Raw genomic sequence first — 21,486 nt, 5'->3', positions numbered from 1 at the left:
GGATCAATTATGCCATCGGTAGCCATTCTAGGGGCTGGCATGAGCGGGCTGGGCGCAGCCCACTCACTCCAGGACGCCGGATATACAGTGACGCTCTTTGAGAAGAGCCGTGGCGTCGGAGGACGCGCGGCCACCCGCAAAAACGCGGGCTTTATTTACGATCACGGCGCCCAGTATATTAAAGAGGGGACGCCAACCAGCCTGGCCTGGATTACTGAACGCTTTCGCACACCCGATCTCATCGACATCGAGAAACCCGTCTGGATCTTTGACGGCCAGGGACAGATTCAGCCGGGGGACGAAAAGCAGAACGCCGAACAAAAGCTGAATTATCGCGGCGGCCTGACGACGCTCCCCAAAAAAATGGCGCAAGGACTCTCGATTCAGTTTGAGACGCGCATCACCAATGTACAGCAGGAAGCAGATGGCTGGCGGCTCTACGATAGCGCGGGCTATGACTACGCGGGCTTCGACTTTCTCTTTATTACACTGCCCGCTCCCCAGGCGACGAAACTCATCCAGAACAGTCAGCTTAAAACAGAGCTCAAACAGACCATCGTACAGCGGCTCGCCCCAGTCCGCTATAATCCATTGCTCTCGATCATGCTGGGCTATCAACCGCGGCCGCAGACGCGCCCCTACTATGCCCTGGTCAACACAGATAAGAAACATCCTATCTCGTGGCTGGCCTGGGAGCACGAGAAGGCGGCCGAACGCGTTCCACCAGGAGCGGGCATGCTGATCGCGCAGATGGCGCCCGAGTATAGTCTCGCGCACATGGAGATCGAGGAGGGAGAGTGCATCCGACAGGCGGCGCAACTGGTATCCCAGTTGATTCAGGAAGAGCTACCGACCCCGATCTTCACCGATCTCCAGCGCTGGCGCTACGCCTTACCGTCTCAAAAAGCGGATGGCGACCAATTGAACGCCCTGACACTGCCACAACGGCTGGCCTTTAGCGGCGACGCCTTCGTCGGCGGACGGCTGCATCTGGCGCTAGAGCATGGTATAATGGTGGCGCAGCGGCTCATCAGTCAGCGCTAAATCGCCAGAGAAATAGTGGAGTTCTTCAATGTTTTCAACGTTACCCCAGACCATTCAGGACGAACTGGCACAGCTCGTTCAACGCTATGGCCAGCCTATCGTACAATCCGCCGAACTACAGATCCATGAAAGCTTCGACCCGTTGAGCAAAACGGACCGCTACGGCGAGGTCTGCATGGTCATCCGGCGCAAGAATGGCCGGCTGCTCACCATGATCAAGACCTTCTATCCCAAAGGAGCGTATCGACTGCTCACCGGCGGCATTAACCACGGAGAATACATCTTCGACGCGCTGCTGCGCGAGACTCAGGAGGAGACCGGCCTGCAGGTCGAAGTCAAACGCTTCCTGGCCGTCGCCACCTACCACCTGGAAGACACCGACCAGGCACCCGCCTTCTACACCTTCGCCTTCCTCTTAGATGAACTGGATGGTACCCTGGGCGCCATAGACGAAGACGAACAGGTAGGTGAATTCCGCGAAATCACACCCGAGGAGCTCCCGACATTAGCGGAACACCTCGAACACCTCGGCGATCAATACAGCGAACAGATCGCGGGTCGCTGGGCCTACTGGGGACGCTTCCGCGCCGTCATCCACCGCCTCGTCTGGCAAGCCCTCAAATAACCGGGGAACGCAAACGCCTTTGAGAGGGAAGGTGGTACCGTTGGTGAAACGGGGGCGCACGGGTACGGGCCGCTTCGCGGCAAGCGCTCGCAAGGGGCGCACCTACGGGGTCACGCCCATCGATGTTCAAGAAGCGGGGTGCAGGGGCGGCAGCCCGGGCAAGCCCCGCACCTACCACAACGGTCCTGTTTATCAGCATAGATAACACATGTATGCTATAATTTGAATCATACAGCAGACAACACCTGTTTGTCTGACTTGAATCTATCAAGGGATATATTCCATGAGCAAAAAATACACCAGCACAATTCTATTGTTTGCTGTCTTTATTGGATTCTTTATCTGGGGCGTTTTTATGCTCCGCGACACCCTTACAGCATCGACTAAAGATGGCGAGAGTATTGTTTACGCGATCATGATTCTTGGCTGTTCCCTTGCAGCATTGGTCGCTATTTTGAGGTTGCCTAGAAAACGGCATTCGTAAGCAGATAACTGCTAGAGACCAGGATACACATATATGACAGATCAATTACCAACAAAGACGTTGGTCATCCGCATCGCCACACCCGAAGATATCGTCCACATCGATCATCTCGACAGCTTCAGTGCATCACCTACGCGCCACATTCACCGCGAGATGCATAAGTACTTTGGCTCGGTTGACCCTTCGACGCATGAACACACCATCATTTTTCTGGTGGAGGTAGAGGGTGAGGTAGTAGGAAAAGCAGAGTTGATGATTCCTCCTCAAGATGCAGTGCAGGCTATTGGTTATGTGAAGCGCGTCATCATTCACCCCGATCACCGTGGCAAAGGCTACGCCCGTAACGTCATTGAGCACACTATCGCCTATGGACGCGACGAGTTAAAACTGCACGCCATCGATCTGCACGTCTGGGATCAAAACACGTCCGCGATCCGTCTGTATGAAAATCTGGGTTTCGAGTTACAGCATCGAGAGTTGTATTATCGTTTGTCACTATAAATTTAAAGGTATACGGGCATAAAAGATCAAGGAAAGCTCAATATTTCCTCAAGGTCGATAACTGCCTACCACAAGTTGTGACGGATATCCGCTTCCCTTCGTTCTAAGATGTGGATCGAGAGAACAGGTCTATAATTATGGTTATAGTCGGACGGTATGCACTGCTTGTTTTCTCGGTACTTCGATGGGAGGTAAAAGCGCAGCACCCCCAACTTATCATTTAGTCGTGCACTGTATGAATAACTAAATTTGCACGCGTTATGCATGGGGCAAAGCGCGAGGATATGGTACAGCGATCTGTAGTAGTAGAACAGACCACTCACTTAAAAAATAATAAACACCTTTTTCAATACAGATGGATGCAATACTTTCTTTCGGAAGATACATCGTATGCACAGCGTCCCATCATAGAACTGCAACGACGAGCTACATGGATCGCTGTCGCCATCCTGTTTCAAGCCTCAAATGAAATCCCGCATATAGCAGAGTTCAACGCGCTAATCCCTTTCTTCCTGCTACTGGGTAGTTTCTGGGCTCTGTGGATGGCGTTGCGTCCAACCCCCAAACAGGTGGAGGAGAAGTTGGAGAAGCCAGGGCATCGTCCGGTGCGTACCTGGCAACGGGTCGTGCTGATTCTGACGTTTCTGGTCACCCTCGCCGGCATGTTCCAGCTTGGGCGTGGCGTCGTCGAGTGCTTTTCGGCACCCCAGTTCTCAAACGATGGTACTTCTCTGGATACCAATGCTGCCATCTTACTGGTCCAGGGACGCAATCCCTATAGCGAATCCAATATTCCGGAGCTCTTCCGGCAATTTGATATCAGCCCGAACTGGACGACACCATTACGACAGGGGCAATTCACCAATCGCCTGGATTACCCAAGCATGTCAGAATTGCAATCCATTTTAAATACATCGCTCAAGTCTGGCGATGTCCCTGAGTTCGAGGCTAAGGTGAGCTATCCCGCGCTCTCATTTCTGACGCTGGTGCCCTTCGCACTGTTTCAGAATTACAACGTGCTGCCGCTGTATATGCTCTCCTACCTGATGATCGTTATCCTGGCCTGGCGGGCGGTGAATCCAGCGTTACGCCCCTGGGTGATCTTGCTGGCCATCGCCAATGTGCCGATGTGGGCATCGACGATCGGCGGCAACCTGGACATTTTCTATACGCTGCTGCTGATGGTTTCCTGGCTCAAGCGCGACCAGCGCTGGATATCGGCCATCTTCTTCGGGCTGGCTCTGGCGACCAAGCAGATTGCATGGTACTTCATCCCCTTCTATCTGATTATGGCCATTCAGCACTATGGATGGAGGGAGGCGTGCTATCGCATGGCGATCGCGGGTGGCATTGGCCTGGCGATCAACCTGCCCTTTATCATGTGGGACTACCACTCATGGTTCGCGGGCGTGATGGCTCCGATTGCTGATCCGATGTTCCCGATGGGCGTTGGCCTGATCAGCCTGAGCACATCTCACCTGATCCCCTACTTCCCTACCTGGGTCTACACAGCCCTCGAATTAGGAGGAATGGTAATGACCATCGCCTGGTACTGGCGCATCTGCCGCAGCCGTCCCGAGGCCGCGATGCTCCTGGCGGTACTGCCGCTCTTCCTGGCCTGGCGTAGCCTGTCGTCGTACTTTTATTGTGTCGCCTTTCCGGCCTTCATCCTGTTCTCGGCACAGGCGAAGCCAGCACGGCAATACGCCTTCGACTACCTGCGCGCACGCAAACAGACCGGGCAGGTACGTTCAACGGCGCAGGTATAGTTAGTTAGTATTCAATACTAAGAATGGGTCTAGCTCTCACGATCATCGCCTGTAGCCTGTATGTGTTTTAGCACCTGCGGTGCTCAAAGGTATTATGTATATTGGTGCGTGGGGTGCGCAGATGCGCACCCCACGCACCAATATACATAATAGATGCGGCCGCACAGCGGACGCCCGTACGGGGGCGCTCACATACCTCACTCCGATTCGCTCGTCTCGACTCTTCTCCTGCTTCGTGGTACAATCGACAGGATAGTGAGTCGTAGTGAGGAGTAAAGAGCACCATGTCCGCCAAAAAAAATACCGATGTTCAGCTCACATCCGAGGAAACTGAACAGGTTGAAAACATACAGCAACAGTATCCAACCATCGCTACCCGGCTGCATGAGAGTAAAGATCAAGCTCAGGTAGAGACTGCCCTCGCAGAGATCTTCGCCCTATCTGAGGCCGCGCAGCTGGCACTGGTAAAGTCCCTGGCCAGAACCAATCGGGTCGACGGCGCCGACATCCTGGTCGCCATCAACGCGGTAAGCCCCAACAAAGAGGTCCGCAAAGAGGCACGTCGTGGCCTGCTACGCCTGGAATCATCAAAGGTTACCCCTCATTGGAGCGCCCCGGTCAGCCAGACGGCGGCGGTCCAGCTCAACGTTTCCAATCCGCCACGCTTCTGGAAGGGTTTCGTCACCCGCTCACGCGAACAGGGCGAGATGCAGGTAACGCTGTGCTGGGAGCAGGGCTATGAGTACGGCGAAGCGCGTGTGCTCAGCTTCCTGCTGGATTTCTGGAATGATGGGGTGAAGGACTTCTTTACCGAGACCGGTACCAGGCGCCATATCGATGAGCACCTCAAGAACTTGCAAAAAGTACCGGCCGAGGTAGAGTTGGTCCCCTGCTCACTGAGTGAGGCGAAGCGCTTGATTGAAGAGGCGCTGGACATCAATGCCTGGCGCGGCACCCAGCCTAACCCCGACTACCGGGCACAGCAGCCGCTGGTCAACAAGATGATTCTGCAGGCAACTGAGGCCAACGATGACACAAGTCAGACCCTGATCGCGCCCGATATGGAGCCGCAGGAGGTGGCGGCCAACTTTATTGGCGCCTGGTCGTTCGGAGACTACGGCCTGGCCTACGACCTGCTCACCAACAACAGTCCGGTGCGCGATAACCTGGCACGCGATGAGTGGATCGAGCAGCATCGTGCCTGGTTCGATGAGGCGCATCCAACGCGCATGGAGCTCAGCTTTATTCACGAACGAGAGCAACCACAAAGCGCCATCTGGCTTCCGGGCGCGACGGCCAGTCAGCGCGGCACCACAAGCAAGCTGCTAGAGATCGGCTGGTCCCTTGAACTGCTGGAGACTCCTCTCGGCGGCACCATCAAAGAGATGCCCATGGGCACGGCCGTCAATAAAGAGACCGGGCGGCACTGGTTCTGGAATACGTATACGCTGACCCGAGAGGGCAATGCGTGGCGCATCCAGCTGATAAAGGATGAAGGGGTCGCTTTACAGGGTGTGGCCATCGATCAGCTGCAGCAGCGCATTAAAGAGTATGAAGAGGTCATCGACCAGGCGCTCAAGCAGCAGGACAGAGATCCCGAAACATTTATGGAGGAGATGTCATGGCGTCTGGGTCAGATGCTGCATTTCCACGACGCGCTGATCGCGCAATTGCCCCTGGATTATAATGCTACTGAGGATGCATATAGCTGCTCGGTCCTCACAGGCAATCCTGAACGGATGATGGTGTATCTTGAGCGCATGGCACAGCGCTTTCCTAACAACAAGGCCGACACCCTGCGCCGGCTGGGGGCAACTCTAGCTGAACTGGCCTTCCGCTTTGACAGTCCCGAGTTCAAGGATCGTCACCAGCATCTGCTGCAGCGGGCCGAGGAGAATTTACGTGAATCGGTCGTTGTAGATAACAGCGCCACCAGTCATTCACTGCTGGGCGAGCTCTTGATAAGCCTGGATCGCAATGATGACGCACGCGAGGAATTCATGAAGAGCCTGGAATTGCTCTCCAAGGGGAAGCCAGAGCCCGCGCTTGAAGCCTCGATTGAGGCCGGGCTAGGCAATGTGGCTATGCGTCAGCAGCAGCCTGAAGAAGCCGTATCACACTTCCGGCGCGTCGCTGACATACAACCACAATACCCTGGCGTCTGGTTTAGCCTGGGCTTTGCCAACCGCTTGCTAGATCGACTTGATGAGGCTGAATCGTATTACCAGAAGGCCCTGGCGGAAAACCCGACTGATATTCGCATCTATAGTGAACTCACAGCGATTTACATGCAACGCTCTGATGCTAACAAAGCCCAGATGCTATTAGAGGGGGCACTACGTCAATATCCAGAAACGGCTTACCTGCATGCATTACTGGCCTCTGTATTGGCAGAGAAAGGTGATCGGCGCCAGGCACAGCGGCACCTTGAAGAAGCTGAACGCATTGACCCTGAATCAGACTTCATTCCAGCGGTGCGCCAGCAAATCGCCAGTATGCGCAAACGCGTGTAGCGTGATGCCTGATCAAGAATAAGGAAAGGACGATAATTCATTATGACTGACCAGGATAAACAAAATAAAGGACCCGAGGGGGATGTGGCGCTCCTACAGCAATTCGAACAGATTGCGCGCGCCTTAAACGCCAGCGAAGACCTAGCCGAGGCCAAAGCGCTGCTAGAACCATTTACAAGCCAGCCAGAAAATGTCCAGATCGCCCTTCTCAAGACCCTGGGTACCATAAAAACAACGGCCTCCGCCGATATTATCCAGGCGATCAACGCGCTGAGCAACAATAAAGAGATCCGCAAAGAGGCTCGCCGACGCCTGATTCAACTCGAAAATGAAGACGTCTATGCCGAGTGGACCATACCAGCGGGTCCAACACTCACTGAGACCATTGAGAACTTTACCCAGAGCGATGAGCCCGAGGAAGATTCATTCATGTCCGAGCTCCAGTCCCTCTTTGGACAGGCCGAGGGCCTGATGGGGGCGCCCGAGCACCTGGATACGGTGACCGAATTTTTGCAGGAATGGGGCAATCAACACTACGACGAGGTCGTTGGCTACCTTTCAAAGGAAAGCCCCTTGCGCGAGGGCCTCTCGGAGGCAGACTGGGTGGCACGTCGCCAGTCCTGGGCCGAAAAGGTGCGACCCGATGACCTGCAGATCTCTTTTATCGAGCCCGTTGAAGATGAATTGGGACCCGATATCGCCCAGGTCGATGTCGGCTGGTCCATCCGGTTGACTCCAGAACCAACACTCGCCGTGCCAGAATGTCCCCAGCCGACCATTTCCTTTAAAGAGACCGGCCGAGGCTGGTTCTGGACACGCTATACCGTCATCTTTGAAGATGAGGAGTGGCGCATCCACGATTTCACCAACGAGGGCGCCAGGTTAAATGAGCTTTCGCTAGAAGAGCTTCAGCAGAGCATCACTGACCTCAGCAGTGAGATCGAGGAGATTAGCCAGGATATCGAAGACGAGACTGAGGAGCTCGAAGAGGCAGAAGAGGATTTAGAAGAAGAGGAGGAGGACGAAGACGAGGATTTGGAGGAGGACGAAGATGAGGAGGAAGAGGACCTGGGCGAGATGCAGCTTTTGGCCAGCACGCTTGGCAATATGAGCTCGATGATTCGCCTGATTGTTCAGCTCCTGCACCACCATGATGCGCTCATCGCCAAAGCCCCGCAGGAAAACGAGGAGATCTTCAGAGAGGCATTTGACCTGTCTGGTGGCATCGCCGATGTTGAGCGCGCGGCTTGCTACGCCCAGTTGATGGCTGAAAAGCTGCCAGAGAGCCGTGGCGAAGCATTGCGCAACCTCGCCTATAGCTACCATGCCATCGCGGCCCGCTTCCACAACAATGATGATCATGAGGAAGAGGAACGCTTCGATGCCATGGTCGAGCCAACCATCCGCGAGGCGCTGCAGGTATCGGATACCCCGGCCAACCATGTCTTGCTGGCTACCATTCTCATCCAGCACGAAGAGAAGCTGGATGAAGCAGAAGCACACCTGCGCGAGGCCCAGAAGGGTCCTTTGACACAAGAGGATGCCGTTGATGTGGCGATGGGGCTGGCCGAGATCGCGATGCAGCGCGAGGACAACGAAGAGGCCCTGAAACACTTCAATGAGCTCTCCCGTCTGACACCGGATGATGCCCAGGTCTGGTATCGTATCGGCTACATCCAGCACCAGATGGAGCGCTTTAAAGAGGCCAGCGCAGCTCTGCAGCGCAGCATTGAGCTGGCACCCGAACTGACGGAGGCCTATACCGAACTGGCCAGCATCTACCTGGTGCAGGACAACGCCAAAAAGGCGCTCGATGTCGCCCGTGAGGGACTGGACAACAATCCCGATGCCGCTGACCTGTATGCTACAATAGCGCTGATTTATATGCAGAGTGGCGACTTCCGTAGCGCCGATCGCTATCTCAGCAAGGGTGAAAGCCTGGATAGCGATGACGAGTTCCTACAGGAGGCGCGCGCGCGCTACAATGCAGAATACAAACAGCGTCGTGGACCACAGGGCCCGAACAAATCCAAAAGTCGCAAAGCAAAGAAGAAATGACACAGATTCAAGAAGAACGCACAATCACCTATTATACCGTCGAGCTGGGCGCGCTCTCCCGTGATGGGCATGCCACAGCTGAAATCAGCGAACAGAATGAGGCAGGCGACGTTCACACTCGCCTGCTCCAGGTACCGGCGGGACTTCCCGGCGAGCGCGTGACGATCGCCGTCGAGGCACCGCCAACGCCCAGACCCGGCCGCAAACGCCGCCACTGGAAACAGCGGCCACCACGGGTCTGGATCACCGAGCTCCACGAAACATCTCCCTTACGCATCCAGGCTCCCTGCCCGGTCTTCGGCACCTGCGGAGGCTGCCAGATCCAGCATATGCGCTACACGGCACAGCTGGGGTGGAAGCGTGAGGTTGTACGCCAGCTCTTACATGAAGTTGGACAGTTCACCGATCCTCCGCTGCTGGATACCGTGGCCTGCGATGATCCCTGGCACTATCGCAACCATATGCGCTTCTCCGTCAACCGCGAGGGACAGGCCGGCCTGACGGCGCGCGGCTCGCATCGCGTGCTACCACTCGCCGAGTGTCCCATCGCCCATGGGCAGATCAACCGGGCCCTCAAGGTAGTCAACCAGCACGTCAATCCACGTCCGCAGGTTCTGATCCGCTGCGCGACCGCCAATAACCAGATGCTGATCCAGCCGGCGCAGAGCGAAGAGGTGCGTCAGCAGATGGCAGAACAGGGCATCGAGATCCAGGCAGAGACGATGGAAGAGGTGCTGGGCGGACAGAGCTTCCGCATTCGACCCAGTTCGTTCTTCCAGACCAATACCACCCAGGCGGAGAAGATGGCCCGCATGGTACTGGATGGCCTGCTGGCCGACCAGCCCGAGGAGAAGATTCGCCAGATGACGGTGGTCGATGCCTATTGCGGTGTGGGAACGTTCGCTGCCCTGCTGGCCCCCCACGTGGGCAAGGTGATCGCCATCGAGGAGTCCGCCAGCGCCATTAAAGACGCACAGTGGAACATGCGCGATGTCGAGCACGTCGAGATCATCAAGGGCAAGGTCGAGGATATGCTGCCGGGCCTCTCGGCGCAGATCGACGGCTTCGTCATCGATCCACCACGCGCCGGCTGCCAATCAACTGTGTTGGATGCATTGATTCAGAATCCGGTGGCGCGCATCGTCTATGTCTCGTGCGATCCATCGACCCTGGCCCGCGACCTCAATATTTTGTGCAATGTGAGCCAGGCCTATCACCTGCGCTCGGTGCAGCCGCTGGACATGTTCCCACAGACCGCCCACATCGAGAATGTAGCCGTATTGGAGCGCACAACCCTATGACAACAACACAGTTGCCTTTACTGCTAGCCTCCGCCTCGCCCCGCAGGCGACAGATTCTGGCCAAACTTGGACTGCCATATATCGTCAGCGTCGCTCCCGGCGATGAGGATGCCGCTCAGGCCCACTACCAGGGACCGGCCGATGGGCTGGGCACATGGACCGCGACCCACAAGGCTCTGATGATGTTCACCCGGCCAGAAGCAGCCAATCACCTGGTCATCACATCCGATACCACGGTCATCCTGGATGACCATGAACTGGGCAAGCCACGCGACGAGGAACACGCCCGCAGCCTGCTGCGCTCTCTGCGCGGACGCTGGCATCGCGTCGTCACCGGTGTGGTGGTCAGCACGATGGTCGATGGTCAGCTGCGCATGCAGGGTGATAGCTGCAACACACCGGTCCTGATGCGTCCCTACACGGATGAAGAGATCGACGCCTATATCGCGACTGGCGATCCCATGGACAAGGCCGGGGCATATGGAATTCAAAGCGCCAGCTTCCAGCCAACCGAACGCATCGCTGGCTGCTATTTAAACGTGGTCGGTCTGCCCCTGTGCACGCTGGTGCGCCTGCTGGCAAACTTTGATGTTTATCCCGCCAGCCAGGGAGACCCGCACAGCGCCTGCCCCTGGTCGGAGCTATGTCACATCAGCTAATGACTGAGATTGTACGAGGACGCTACGCGCCCAGTCCCACCGGTACGTTGCACATGGGCAATCTGCGCACCGCGCTGCTGGCCTGGCTCTTCGCCCGTGGCGCCGGAGGCGAGTTTATCCTGCGCATCGAAGACCTGGATCAGCCGCGCATGCAGCCGCGCGCCACGGAGCAGATGCTTCAAGATCTACACTGGCTGGGACTGGACTGGGATGAGGGGCCCGAGGGCGGTCCCTATGCCCCCTACATCCAGAATGAGCGATTGGGGATCTATCAGCGGTATCTGCAACGTCTGCAGGACGCGGGACTGGTCTATCCCTGCTATTGCAGCCGGGCGGAGATCCAGCAGGCGGCCGCGCACCTGCCCGCCGGAGTTGATGGGGGGGCACGCTATCCGGGCACCTGCCGCCAGTTAAGCGAGAGGCAAAGGCGCCAGTACGAACGGCAGGGACGGCGTCCCTCGCTGCGCCTGCGCGTCCCCAACGATACCACCATCACCTTCACCGATCTCGTGCTGGGTCCACAGCAGCAGCAGGTACAGCAGGCGGTCGGTGATTTTATCCTGCGCCGGGCCGATGGCATCTTTGCCTATCAGCTGGCGGTCGTGGTGGATGACGCCCTGATGCACCTCAACCAGATCGTGCGCGGGGCTGATCTGCTCTCCTCGACCGCGCGCCAGATCGTCCTCTATCAACTGCTCGACTTTTCCGTTCCTACCTTCGCCCACGTCCCCCTCATCCGCAACGAACAGGGGCAGAAGCTCTCCAAGCGCGTCCAGAGCGCTGGTCTGGCTCCCCTGCAAGCCAGCAACTACACGGCGGAAGATGTCATCGGCCTGCTTGCTCACAGCTGCGGCCTGCGCGATACCGCAGAGGCGATCAGCGCGGCAGAACTGGCCGCGTACTATCGCCAGCGGCCCGCGACATCGCTCTATGAGCTCCTACGTCCTGGCCCCCACACAGCATAGCTAGCTCGTCTCGGGCAAGGCAGCATCAGCGTGGGATGCAGGCTGCTCCTCGGGGCGGAGAACGACCTCGGCCTTCATGATCTGCTTGTAGACGCGGCCCTCGCGCCAGAACGCCGAGAGATCAAAGAGGAAAAAATCGACGGGACGCCACAGGATGACCCAGAAAGCGACATTGAAGCCATCGCTCAAGAACGTGGCGAGGACGGTGGGCAGGGCATTGACGTTACCGAGCAAGAACAGGCCACTGGCCATAAACAGGATACCAATAATCAAGGCCCGTAACGCATCCTGCTTCAAGACCACGGCAGAATTGCGGTTTTGCCAGATCTGGAAGGTGCAATAGCGCTGGATCGCGGCCCGCGTCTTGCGTGCCAGATCCGCCTCGATATGGCGCGCCGGCAAATAGATCACGATTCGTGTACGCCGCTTGCGCCAGGGTCCAGGCAGTTCGCACCGGCTCTTCACGATATCGATGGCCGGCACAAAACGCACCGTCTCCACAAAAGGATCTGGCTGGGGCACGCTAAACAGATCCTGTATCGAGTTCAGGCGCAGCGTAATTTCATCAACGTTCTCGCGCACAATCCCCTCTATCCTCTACCCGCAGATGAGAAAAATATCACCCTTGCTCTCTATTGTACAGAGCCGATTTGACGGTTTATCAAGATGTATCGTTGCAGGCAACAAGGGGTATTTTCGTTTTTCTCCTTGCCTTTCTCTCTGCAAAAATATGAATTATACCCGTATGCATCAATATCTGTAGGGGTCAGATGGGTTGACTTACACGTGTAAGTGATATATAGTTTAGATAAAAGTATTGGCTGAGGAGTAGGAAATGGCAGAAAAGGGAGCGCGGCGCGTGACGAGTGTCGATGTGGCGCGGGCGAGCGGTGTCTCGCGGGCCACGGTCAGCTATGTGCTCAATAATGATCCGCGCCAGAGCATTCCTCCGGAGACGCGTGAGCGCGTTCTGAAGGCGGTGCAGGAACTGGGGTACAGTCCTTTTAGCCCGGCGCGCACGCTGAGCAAGGGACAGAGCGACCTGGTGCTGGCGGTGCTTCCTTTCGAACAGGTTGATCCAGACCTGGCACGCACATTAAAGGTGCTGGGCACAAGGCTCTCGGAGCACGGTTTCACCCTGATCTGGCACGTTGGCGAGCTGAGCATGACCGGCAAAGCCCATCCGGCCTTTCACCTGACGCCAAGGGCCATCCTCTCGTATGTGGATGAGAACGACGCGACGGCGGCTGCATTTCTGCAGCAGTTCAATGTACCGGTAATCGCAACGATGGCCGGCGAGATAAATCGGCAGTGCGTCGGCAGAACGCAGGTGGATCATTTTGTGCGAAGAGGCTTGAGAAGCATTGTCTTTGCGGCCCCCGAGAGGCTGGATGTGCAATGGCTGGCACAGGGTCGCCTGGAAGGAGTGCGTCAGGCATGTGGAAAATATGGCCTGCATTCCCCCATAGCACAGACCATACCACTCAGTCGTGCGGCCGCACAAACAGCCATGCGGGGTATATTGGCCAGGATCGCTGGGCCGGCCGGCATTTGCTGCTACAACGACGAGGTTGCCTTCGCTGTACTGGCGGCTTTAACCGACATGGACGTTCAGGTGCCGGAGGCGGTGGCCGTCATTGGTTGCGATGACATTCCCCTGGCTCAGTTCAGTCAGCCGCCACTGACCACTATTCGCTTTGACCATAACCAATCAATGGAGAAGCTGGTCGACACTATCCTGGCAGCCATTGAGGGACAGGAACCCATACCACTGTCGGCCAATCAACTTTCAGTTGTCGTTCGTGCCTCGGCATGAAAACTATACCATCGTCCCTGCAAGATAGCGCGACCCGAGAGAGTAAGGGGAAGGAAACATATGTCTGGTACTACTCGTTCAAAAATATATCTCGCCGATAAGTGGCTGGTGGCTATCGCCGTCTCTCTCGGCATGCTGATGAGCCTGATGGACGCTACGATCGTCAACGTGGCGGTTCCGAAAATGCAGCACGACTTCGGAGCCAGCATTCACGACGTGCAGTGGGTGGTGACGATCTATATGATCACACAGGCTGCGGTCATCCCGACCGCACCGTACCTGGCCTCTAAATTCGGCGCCAAGCGCGCCTATGTGTGGACGCTGGTGGCCTTTCTGCTCGGCTCCATCCTGTGTGGCTTCGCCTGGAACCTGCCCACGTTGATTCTTTTTCGTCTGATCCAGGGCATTGGCGGAGGGATTCTTTTGCCGCTTGTCATGACGTTACAGTATCAGGCCTTCGCGCCGCACGAGCGAGGTGTGGCCACCAGCGTCATCGGTATTCCGATGCAGTTCGCGCCGGTCATCGGTCCCGCTCTGGGCGGCTACCTGGTCAGCACATTCGGCTGGCAGTGGGCCTTCTTTATCAATATTCCCCTGGGCATCATCGCCATCACGGTGGCGCAAAAAGTGCTGCGCCACACGCCATCGCAGCTGCGCACGCGCTTCGATCTGCCCGGTTTCTTCACGGCGGTTCTTGGCAGCGTCACCCTGCTCTACGCGATCTCGGCCATTACCAGTGGCGATAGCAGCCTCAAAAATATCGTGCTGTTCCTGGCTGGCATATTCATCATCTTCACTTTTATCATCATCGAACTACGCACGCTGAAGCGGGGGCAGATCCCGCTGCTCAATCTCCGGCGTTTCCATGATCGTACCTTTGCATTCAGCACCATCGCCCTGGTCTTCAGCAGCTTCATCATGTTTGGACTGCTCTTCCTCATTCCCATCTATCTGCAAAATCTGCATGGTGAAACGGCCCTGAACGCCGGCCTGATCCAGATGGGGCAGGCGCTGGCGGTGATCGTCATCTTACCAGTGGCGGGCAGGCTCTCCGACCGCATCGGACCGCGCTCGGTAGTCATCGTAGGTCTGATCATCCTGGGTGGAACGGCGGCGCTGATGATGACGCTGGCCCTGCAGACACCGATCTGGATCATCATTGGGATTCTGGTCTTGCTCGGCAGTTCCTTCGGCCTGAGCCAGCAGATCCCGGTGGCCGCCATGTCGCGCATAGATAAAGAGGAGCACCAGGAGGTCTCTAATGGCTCGACCCTGATCACAGTGCTGCGCGCCGTAGCGGCCCCAATGGGAGTAGCCATCCTCTCCAGCATCGTACAGGCGCGCAGTATGTACTATATGGATACGCTGTCCGCGCAGGGTGTTCGGGGCGCGCAACTGCAGCAGCAAAGCTCCCTGCTGGCCATGCACCAGAGCTTCCTGGTCGCCGGCATCCTGGGACTGCTGGCTATGCTCGCCATGTTCTTCGTTCCCAAACGCACTAAAAACATGCAAGAACAAACCGAGTCCGCGGCTATGGTTGAGGTGCTTAAATAGATAATTACCCGGTACAAAACATGCCCGCCTTCCTGCGGGCATGTTTTGTACCGGGTAATTATCTTGCCAGCTTCAGGCCGCAATTACTCCTCGGTAAAGGCATCCTGGATGTATTTGGCGTAGGGATGAGGCGTTGTCAGTATATAGCGTATCGTGGCAATGAAGAATATGATCAGCAAAATAAGCAGAGGAAAGATAACAATAAATGCCACGACATATTCAATAATTTCAAAGAACATTCCATTCTTATCTCTCAAAAGATTTTCGCTTATAAATCCACTAGATGCAATGTACATTATCACCCAGGGGAAAATATAAGTTAACCCTCTGACCAGATATCTATTTGACTGCCAGGGAACTTTCTCCCCATGTTTACGAGCGGCGAGTACTTCTTTGCCGCCCGCAAAGATAAGCGGAACCCCCCATAGGAATATTAGAATACTCCACAGAGTAAATGTCAGAGAGAAAAGCAGCACAAGCTGGTGAAAAATAAGGGCCACAATCACTACACAAAGGCTGCAAAGCACAATCAGAGAAAGGAGCAGGTTCCCTTTTTTTTCCCGTGGCATAGCAATGTTACTTCCTCATAATTAATCTATTCGCATGATGAGATGCTGACACCGATTATATGCTATTTACTGAGCAATTAAAACAGGATAGAATAGTTCAAGGTGTAGATCGGACTCTTCCGAGCATTGAGCATATCTAAAAAGAGGATAGCGAACACGTTCAGGGATGCATCGACTGTGTATCAATTTCTTGATAGTTTAAATTATGGGGGACGTATTGAGCATATCAGTAGAAGAAATCAGTAGCCACATCAGGCAAGGAAATGTACCTGCTGATTGGTCAGTCTGGCAGCCACCACCGATCTCACCTGTGTCGTTTATACTGTTAGGTTGCATTTATGCAATATGCATGCCTGTTTATTGCACTATAGCATCCGCACTCATCATCATGCTTACACATCAGACAACTTTGATCCAATCAAGTCCCTGGCCTATGTTTACCACATATCCCATACTAATAGTGCTTACGATAGTGTGCACTGTACTTGCAACATACGCTGGCTCCAGGGGAGTCTGGAAATTTGAAAAACATGATCGGGACATGTTGCTGGTGTCGCTACCCAATGGATTTATCCAGTATAAGCATTGGAGCGATATACATAAATCCAAAACTACCATAATCGAATATAGCCGTATCAAGTCAATCAAACCTCAGCCAACATTGGCTGGAGTTCAACTCCACATTTGCGATAGAAATGGACATACGCAAATGGTAAAAATCAGTTGGAAATATAGTAGTACCTCATATGCAAACAGCATGGGCCACATGCATATTCTCAAACAAATTATGGAGGATTATCATCGTTTCCAGGCCAACAATACCGTTGACCTTCAAGAATAATCCCGCAAGTCACCATCAGATATCCCTCCTGGTACTGGTGGTCGATACGATTCTATCTGCTGGAGAACATGTACACCGGTGCTGTTGGCGGCAGTACTAAACGCATGCGGAGAGACTGCGGAAAAATAGCTATGATATAATGCGGCTAAGAATAGATTGCCGATTATAAAAAAGATTTTCAGAAGTTATTTTTCCAGAAGTTTGATGAGGGTTGGTTTCCGTGTCGTGTATGCAGCTTGTCTTAAATAGTATTGCAATAACTCCTGATGTTACCCAACAAATGAATTATGCCTTTCAGCTTGGCATTGGTATTGCGACTATCCTCGCGGCTTTCGGCCTTGGTCTCCTGCTCAGGCGTCTGCTGGTGCGGCGCCTGCATAAGACCGTGCTGGATAACTGGATTATCCAGACGCTGGGCGTCGCGGTGGTGGTCATTCCAACGCTGCTGGGTGTTACGGGCGCGGTGGCGATCTTTAACGCCTCATTTGTTCTCTCTACCCTGACGGAGAACTTCTTTTCCAGGCCCGCTCTAGCGATCGATACCTCCTGGAACCTGGTTGAGACCTTACTCATTCTGGTGCTGGGCAATGGCGTGGCCAGAACGCTGCGCGCTATGATGACGCGCAGCCTGGGGGCCAGCCGGGTCGATATCAATATGCGCACCCTGTTCGCGCGCGTCCTCTATATCGTGATCCTCTCCATTACAGGCTTCTTCATCCTGACTGTCTGGAATGTGCCGATCGGTATCCCGGTGGCGGTGTTGAGTGCCTTCACGGTAACACTCACCGTGGCCTTCCAGGATATCCTGAAAAACCTGGTGGCCGGTTTCTACATCCTGGTCGAGCGGCCGTTTTATATCGGGGATCAGATCAATATCACCTCGGGCATGATCACGTATATCGGCAAGGTGGAAGATATTCAGTTGCGCGCCACGCGGCTACGTCTGACCAGCGGCGAAGAGGTCAGCGTCCCCAATCTCTTTATCTTCAGCAACGCGGTCATCAATAATACCCACTTTGGTGAGCGGCGCTCACTGCTAATGCTGACGATGCCGCAGGCGGATTTTGACCGCGATGAGACCAGCAGCAAGATCCTGCTACTGCTCAAGAACTATCAGGAGGTCATGCCCAAGCCAGATCCGACGGTGATGGTCAATAGCTATGAAGGCGAAAAGGTTTCGCTGCAGATACGCTTCTGGGTCGCTACAGGCCAGGTGATCGATATCTCCACCGTCGTTTATGAACTGCACAACCTCTTCCCCAACTCCGATATCAGCGTCAAGGAACCAATCTAAGAAGTTGTTTTGTGTGTTGGTGCGACAGGGGCGCACCAACACACAAAACAACTTCTTTCCACATGAACTCGGATATGATAAAATCCGGGGAAGAAGAAAATGATCATTCGCAGAAGGGGGAGCAGCCAGGGGTGAGTACGCGATCAATTGGTTTAATGGGAGGAACGTTCGATCCCATTCACCTTGCCCATTTAATTGTGGCTGAGGAGGTACGCTACGCGCTCAATCTCAACGAGATGGTTTTTATCCCCGCCGGCGAACCTCCACATAAAATGAACCGCACCACAGCGCCAGTAAGAGACCGCCTGGCCATGGTTGAGATGGCGGCGGCCTCAAATCCCCATTTCAGCGTCTCACGTGTTGAGATTGATCGGTCAGGACCTTCCTACCTGGTAGATACGTTACACCTGCTCAAAAAACAGTGGGGACAGGAGACGGATCTGTTCTTCGTCATTGGCTGGGATAGCCTGGAAGACTTCCCTACCTGGTATAAGCCGGCTGAGATCCTGGAGCAGTTGCAGCGCCTGGTGGTGGTCCATCGTCCAGGCTATCAGGAAGATGAGGCGTATAATCAACAGCTGGAGGCCCGCTTGCCTGGACTGCTCCAAAAGGTGTGCCTGGTGGCCGCACCGCAACTGGACATCTCATCCACCAACCTGCGGCAGCGTATAGTAGAAAACCGCCCCATCAAGTACCAGGTACCAGCAGAGGTTGAGGCGTATATCCGGTCCCACCACCTCTATCAACATCAAACAGAAAGCTAGATATTCATGGCACCAATGCAATTTGCGATCGGAGAACGCTTGCGGCTCCGCAAAAAACATCCCTGCGGCAGCTTCGATTGGGAGGTAGTGCGGCTGGGAGCTGATATCGGACTGCGCTGCGAAAAGTGTGGACGGCGCATCCTCTTACCGCGTTCAGAGGTTGAGCGCCGCGTCAAACAGGTGCTCCCCCGCCTGGCATCCTCCGAAGTCGATTTTTTTGATGAAGAATAACATACGAAGAAACAGCGCGGGGTGCCCCGCCCCTTGCGCCCTCTTGCCACATCCCTGTATACTCAACGTTATACATAAAAAGGATTTATTTTCGTATAACGTACAAGGATAAGGCATAATGGCAATAGCCCAATCGAACAAGGGTTTTCTCACTCTTCTCAAGAAGAGGAACTTCCTGCGACTCTGGCTGGCTCAGCTTATCTCCATGACCATTCTCAACGCGACGAATTACGCTTTGATTATGCTGATCAACAGTATCGTCCCCCATTCCACCATCATGATCGGCCTGGCGATCATCTGCTTTAGCGTCCCCGCGGTGCTCTTCGGGGCGCCCGCTGGCGTCTTTGTGGACCGCCTGGACAAGCGGCGCGTGCTCTGGACCAGCAACTGTCTGCGAGCCATCGTCACGCTGATATTTGCATTTGTGCTCCTGGCCCATCGGAGCAGCGTACTTGTCCCCATCTACTTATTGACCTTTATCGTTTCGGCCATCGGCCAGTTTTTTACGCCGGCTGAAGGCTCGGCCATTCCGATGCTGGTGGATGAGGATGAATTGATGCCGGCGCTCTCGCTGTTTAACATCACGTTCATGCTCTCGCAGGCGATCGGCTACGTGCTGATGGCCCCGCTGGCCATCGCGCTACTGCCCACATTCACATTGTTCAACGTCCCGATCGACGCGTTCATTCAGCTCTACGCCATCATTACCATCCTCTATTTAATCTGCGCGGCACTGATCGTATCGATTCCACACGCCAGCTTCACACACCGAGGCGATACACAAACCGAGCCTGTTCCAGACCTGGCCGCCGAGACCATCAGCATCGTACGCCGGATGCAGAACGAGATGAAGGAGGGCTGGCACTTTATTCACAAGCGGCGGTCCCTGCTGCTGGCGGTCGTGCAGCTCTCGTTTGTGGGCATCCTGATCCTGGTAATCGGGCAGATCGCGACGCCAATTGTGACGGATCTGCTCAATATGAACGCGAATTTGATGGCGTTGGTATTCGCGCCGGCCGGCATTGGATTGGTGCTGGGCTCGGTCTTGATGCCCAGGATCACGCGCCACCTGGGGAAGCTGCGCACGATCTTAATCGGCAATGTTGGCCTGACCATCGCGACCCTGCTCTTGCCGCTCTCAACGGTCTTCGCGCGCTGGCTGGAGCCCCAGCACTGGAATAAAGATCCCTGGCTGCTGGTCGCTATGGCCGGCTGCATGTTTGTTGCCGGGGTCGCCCTGGACTTCGTGAACATCCCGGCCCAGACAGCGATGCAGGAGCTGACACCAGAGTGGATCAAGGGCCGCGTGCTGGCCCTGCAGCTTGTACTGTATAATGCGTGCTCCATTCCAGTCATCCTGATCATTGGTATACTCTCCGACACCTCCCTGCATATTGATCGTGTGCTGTATCTACTTTCGGGTAGTATACTAATTTTCGGCATCTGGAGCGTTTACTACGAACGGAGGCATCCGACTGTATCCATAGCGCAACAAGAACAGCTAGTGGAACGTGAGGAAACACCTCTGACCACAGTACCAGGTAGAGGAAATGTTGATTGAGGGAAAAAATACGTATACAATATCGATTGAGATAAAGCGAGCAGAAGTAAGGATTGGAGAGAAATGACACCAGAGACCAAACTTATGGAGCAGATTGCTCCATATCAACCCTGGCTCATTATTGCCGGAGTTTTTGTTCTCTTTATCTTGTTACGCATGACGCGCAAGGCGCTGCGCCGGCGCGTCGATGAATTTGGCTATCGCACTATGCGCGAAAAAGGTCTGCTGATCTGGTTCTGGCTCAATGCGCCGGGCGTCATTGTGCATGAGCTCAGTCACGCGCTGGTCGTGCTGCTCTTCGCGCCGTTCGGATTTCGCATTACCAGTGTGACCCTCTTCCGCATCAGACCTATGGGACAGCGCGTGGGGAATGGACGCGTCGTCCGGCGCAATGGGCCGCAATCCCTGCAACTGGGAGAGGTACAGTACGTGCGCCCGCAGGGACGCTTCATGAGCTATGTCGGTGATGGCTTTAGCGGCGTGGCCCCCCTCTTTGGTGGTACCGCAGCCTTTATGTTTCTCTACTGGGTTACCACCGGCTATACGATCTGGGATATCCCCTTCGATGTCGCCCATCAGCAATGGCAGATCATTCGTGCGGGCTGGCCGCTGTGGACCCTGATCTTCGCCCCCTACCTGATCCTTTCAGTGACCTCCGAACTATGGCCCAGTCACCAGGACTGGCACGGCGCCCGCTGGTTCGTGTTGACGCTGGCGGCGCTGGCGACCCTCTTTGTGATCGCCGTCTGGTACGCGCAACGCTTCAATGATCTACTGGCGGTCGCCACCTTTATCTCTTCGCGCATCGACTTCGCCCTATCGGTCCTGCTGGTCCTGGACCTCGTCTTCCTGATCATTGCCGAAGGGTTGGTGCGCATGGTGCGCTATTGAGGAATTGTAGGATTCGCGCCTGCGGCCCCTGACTCTACGCGCCTAC

At 55.2% G+C, this 21,486-nt stretch carries 19 protein-coding genes; 17 read left to right on the top strand and 2 right to left on the bottom strand.

Features of this window, described 5'->3' with window-relative positions:
- The first annotated feature begins 9 nt into the window (after nt 1-9).
- The 10 genes from AABA21_RS30785 (at nt 10) to gluQRS (ending at nt 11,919) form a co-directional block, all read left to right on the top strand.
- Entirely contained in the window at nt 10-1,044 is a 1,035-nt protein-coding gene (locus AABA21_RS30785; protein ID WP_338256137.1) for an NAD(P)/FAD-dependent oxidoreductase, read from the top strand.
- Nucleotides 1,045-1,072: 28 nt separating this feature from the next.
- Nucleotides 1,073-1,669: an NUDIX hydrolase gene (locus tag AABA21_RS30780; RefSeq protein WP_338256136.1), complete on the top strand. Its 597-nt coding sequence runs from the start codon at nt 1,073-1,075 to the stop codon at nt 1,667-1,669.
- 283 nt (nt 1,670-1,952) lie between these two features.
- Nucleotides 1,953-2,153 carry a hypothetical protein gene (locus tag AABA21_RS30775; protein WP_126597251.1) on the top strand — a complete coding sequence of 67 codons (201 nt, stop codon included), beginning with the start codon at nt 1,953-1,955 and terminating at the stop codon, nt 2,151-2,153.
- 33 nt (nt 2,154-2,186) lie between these two features.
- On the top strand, nt 2,187-2,654 hold the full coding sequence (locus AABA21_RS30770; protein WP_338256134.1) for a GNAT family N-acetyltransferase: 468 nt from the start codon (nt 2,187-2,189) through the stop codon (nt 2,652-2,654).
- Between the two features lie 284 nt (nt 2,655-2,938).
- Nucleotides 2,939-4,423, top strand: a complete 1,485-nt coding sequence (locus tag AABA21_RS30765) for a glycosyltransferase 87 family protein (protein WP_338256132.1) — start codon at nt 2,939-2,941, stop codon at nt 4,421-4,423.
- A gap of 284 nt (nt 4,424-4,707) precedes the next feature.
- On the top strand, nt 4,708-6,936 hold the full coding sequence (locus AABA21_RS30760; protein ID WP_338256130.1) for a tetratricopeptide repeat protein: 2,229 nt from the start codon (nt 4,708-4,710) through the stop codon (nt 6,934-6,936).
- A gap of 42 nt (nt 6,937-6,978) precedes the next feature.
- Complete coding sequence (locus AABA21_RS30755; protein WP_338256129.1) at nt 6,979-8,994, top strand: tetratricopeptide repeat protein; 2,016 nt, start codon at nt 6,979-6,981, stop codon at nt 8,992-8,994.
- Nucleotides 8,991-10,295: a class I SAM-dependent RNA methyltransferase gene (locus tag AABA21_RS30750; RefSeq protein ID WP_338256128.1), complete on the top strand. Its 1,305-nt coding sequence runs from the start codon at nt 8,991-8,993 to the stop codon at nt 10,293-10,295. The genes AABA21_RS30755 and AABA21_RS30750 overlap by 4 nt, the downstream gene beginning before the upstream one ends.
- Nucleotides 10,292-10,954: a Maf family protein gene (locus tag AABA21_RS30745; RefSeq protein ID WP_338256127.1), complete on the top strand. Its 663-nt coding sequence runs from the start codon at nt 10,292-10,294 to the stop codon at nt 10,952-10,954. The genes AABA21_RS30750 and AABA21_RS30745 overlap by 4 nt, the downstream gene beginning before the upstream one ends.
- Nucleotides 10,939-11,919: a tRNA glutamyl-Q(34) synthetase GluQRS gene (gene gluQRS, locus AABA21_RS30740; RefSeq protein ID WP_338256125.1), complete on the top strand. Its 981-nt coding sequence runs from the start codon at nt 10,939-10,941 to the stop codon at nt 11,917-11,919. The genes AABA21_RS30745 and gluQRS overlap by 16 nt, the downstream gene beginning before the upstream one ends.
- Here gluQRS and AABA21_RS30735 read toward each other — a convergent pair whose 3' ends face one another.
- Nucleotides 11,920-12,501, bottom strand: coding sequence for a hypothetical protein (locus AABA21_RS30735; RefSeq protein ID WP_338256124.1), 582 nt, complete (start codon nt 12,499-12,501; stop codon nt 11,920-11,922). It lies immediately after the preceding gene.
- A gap of 253 nt (nt 12,502-12,754) precedes the next feature.
- Between AABA21_RS30735 and AABA21_RS30730 the strand changes: the two genes are divergently transcribed.
- Both AABA21_RS30730 and AABA21_RS30725 read left to right on the top strand, forming a co-directional pair.
- Nucleotides 12,755-13,735, top strand: a complete 981-nt coding sequence (locus AABA21_RS30730) for a LacI family DNA-binding transcriptional regulator (RefSeq protein ID WP_338256123.1) — start codon at nt 12,755-12,757, stop codon at nt 13,733-13,735.
- Between the two features lie 60 nt (nt 13,736-13,795).
- Complete coding sequence (locus tag AABA21_RS30725; protein ID WP_338256121.1) at nt 13,796-15,289, top strand: MDR family MFS transporter; 1,494 nt, start codon at nt 13,796-13,798, stop codon at nt 15,287-15,289.
- 83 nt (nt 15,290-15,372) lie between these two features.
- On the opposite strand, the gene AABA21_RS30720 is transcribed toward AABA21_RS30725, so the two are convergent.
- A complete protein-coding gene (locus AABA21_RS30720) occupies nt 15,373-15,858 on the bottom strand; it encodes a hypothetical protein (RefSeq protein WP_338256119.1) in 486 nt (161 codons plus the stop codon).
- A 1,070-nt stretch (nt 15,859-16,928) separates the two neighbouring features.
- Between AABA21_RS30720 and AABA21_RS30715 the strand changes: the two genes are divergently transcribed.
- The 5 genes from AABA21_RS30715 to AABA21_RS30695 all read left to right on the top strand — a co-directional run bounded on the left by AABA21_RS30715 (nt 16,929) and on the right by AABA21_RS30695 (nt 21,440).
- A complete protein-coding gene (locus AABA21_RS30715) occupies nt 16,929-17,993 on the top strand; it encodes a mechanosensitive ion channel family protein (protein WP_338258494.1) in 1,065 nt (354 codons plus the stop codon).
- Nucleotides 17,994-18,124: 131 nt separating this feature from the next.
- Nucleotides 18,125-18,757 carry a nicotinate-nucleotide adenylyltransferase gene (gene nadD / locus AABA21_RS30710; RefSeq protein ID WP_338256118.1) on the top strand — a complete coding sequence of 211 codons (633 nt, stop codon included), beginning with the start codon at nt 18,125-18,127 and terminating at the stop codon, nt 18,755-18,757.
- A 6-nt stretch (nt 18,758-18,763) separates the two neighbouring features.
- Nucleotides 18,764-18,988, top strand: a complete 225-nt coding sequence (locus tag AABA21_RS30705) for a DUF951 domain-containing protein (RefSeq protein ID WP_338256116.1) — start codon at nt 18,764-18,766, stop codon at nt 18,986-18,988.
- A 118-nt stretch (nt 18,989-19,106) separates the two neighbouring features.
- Complete coding sequence (locus AABA21_RS30700; RefSeq protein WP_338256114.1) at nt 19,107-20,549, top strand: MFS transporter; 1,443 nt, start codon at nt 19,107-19,109, stop codon at nt 20,547-20,549.
- A 63-nt stretch (nt 20,550-20,612) separates the two neighbouring features.
- Entirely contained in the window at nt 20,613-21,440 is an 828-nt protein-coding gene (locus tag AABA21_RS30695; RefSeq protein WP_338256113.1) for a hypothetical protein, read from the top strand.
- Nucleotides 21,441-21,486 lie beyond the last annotated feature (46 nt).

It is taken from the genome of Dictyobacter halimunensis, assembly GCF_036245075.1.
This window is presented reverse-complemented; position numbering and strand designations above follow the sequence as displayed.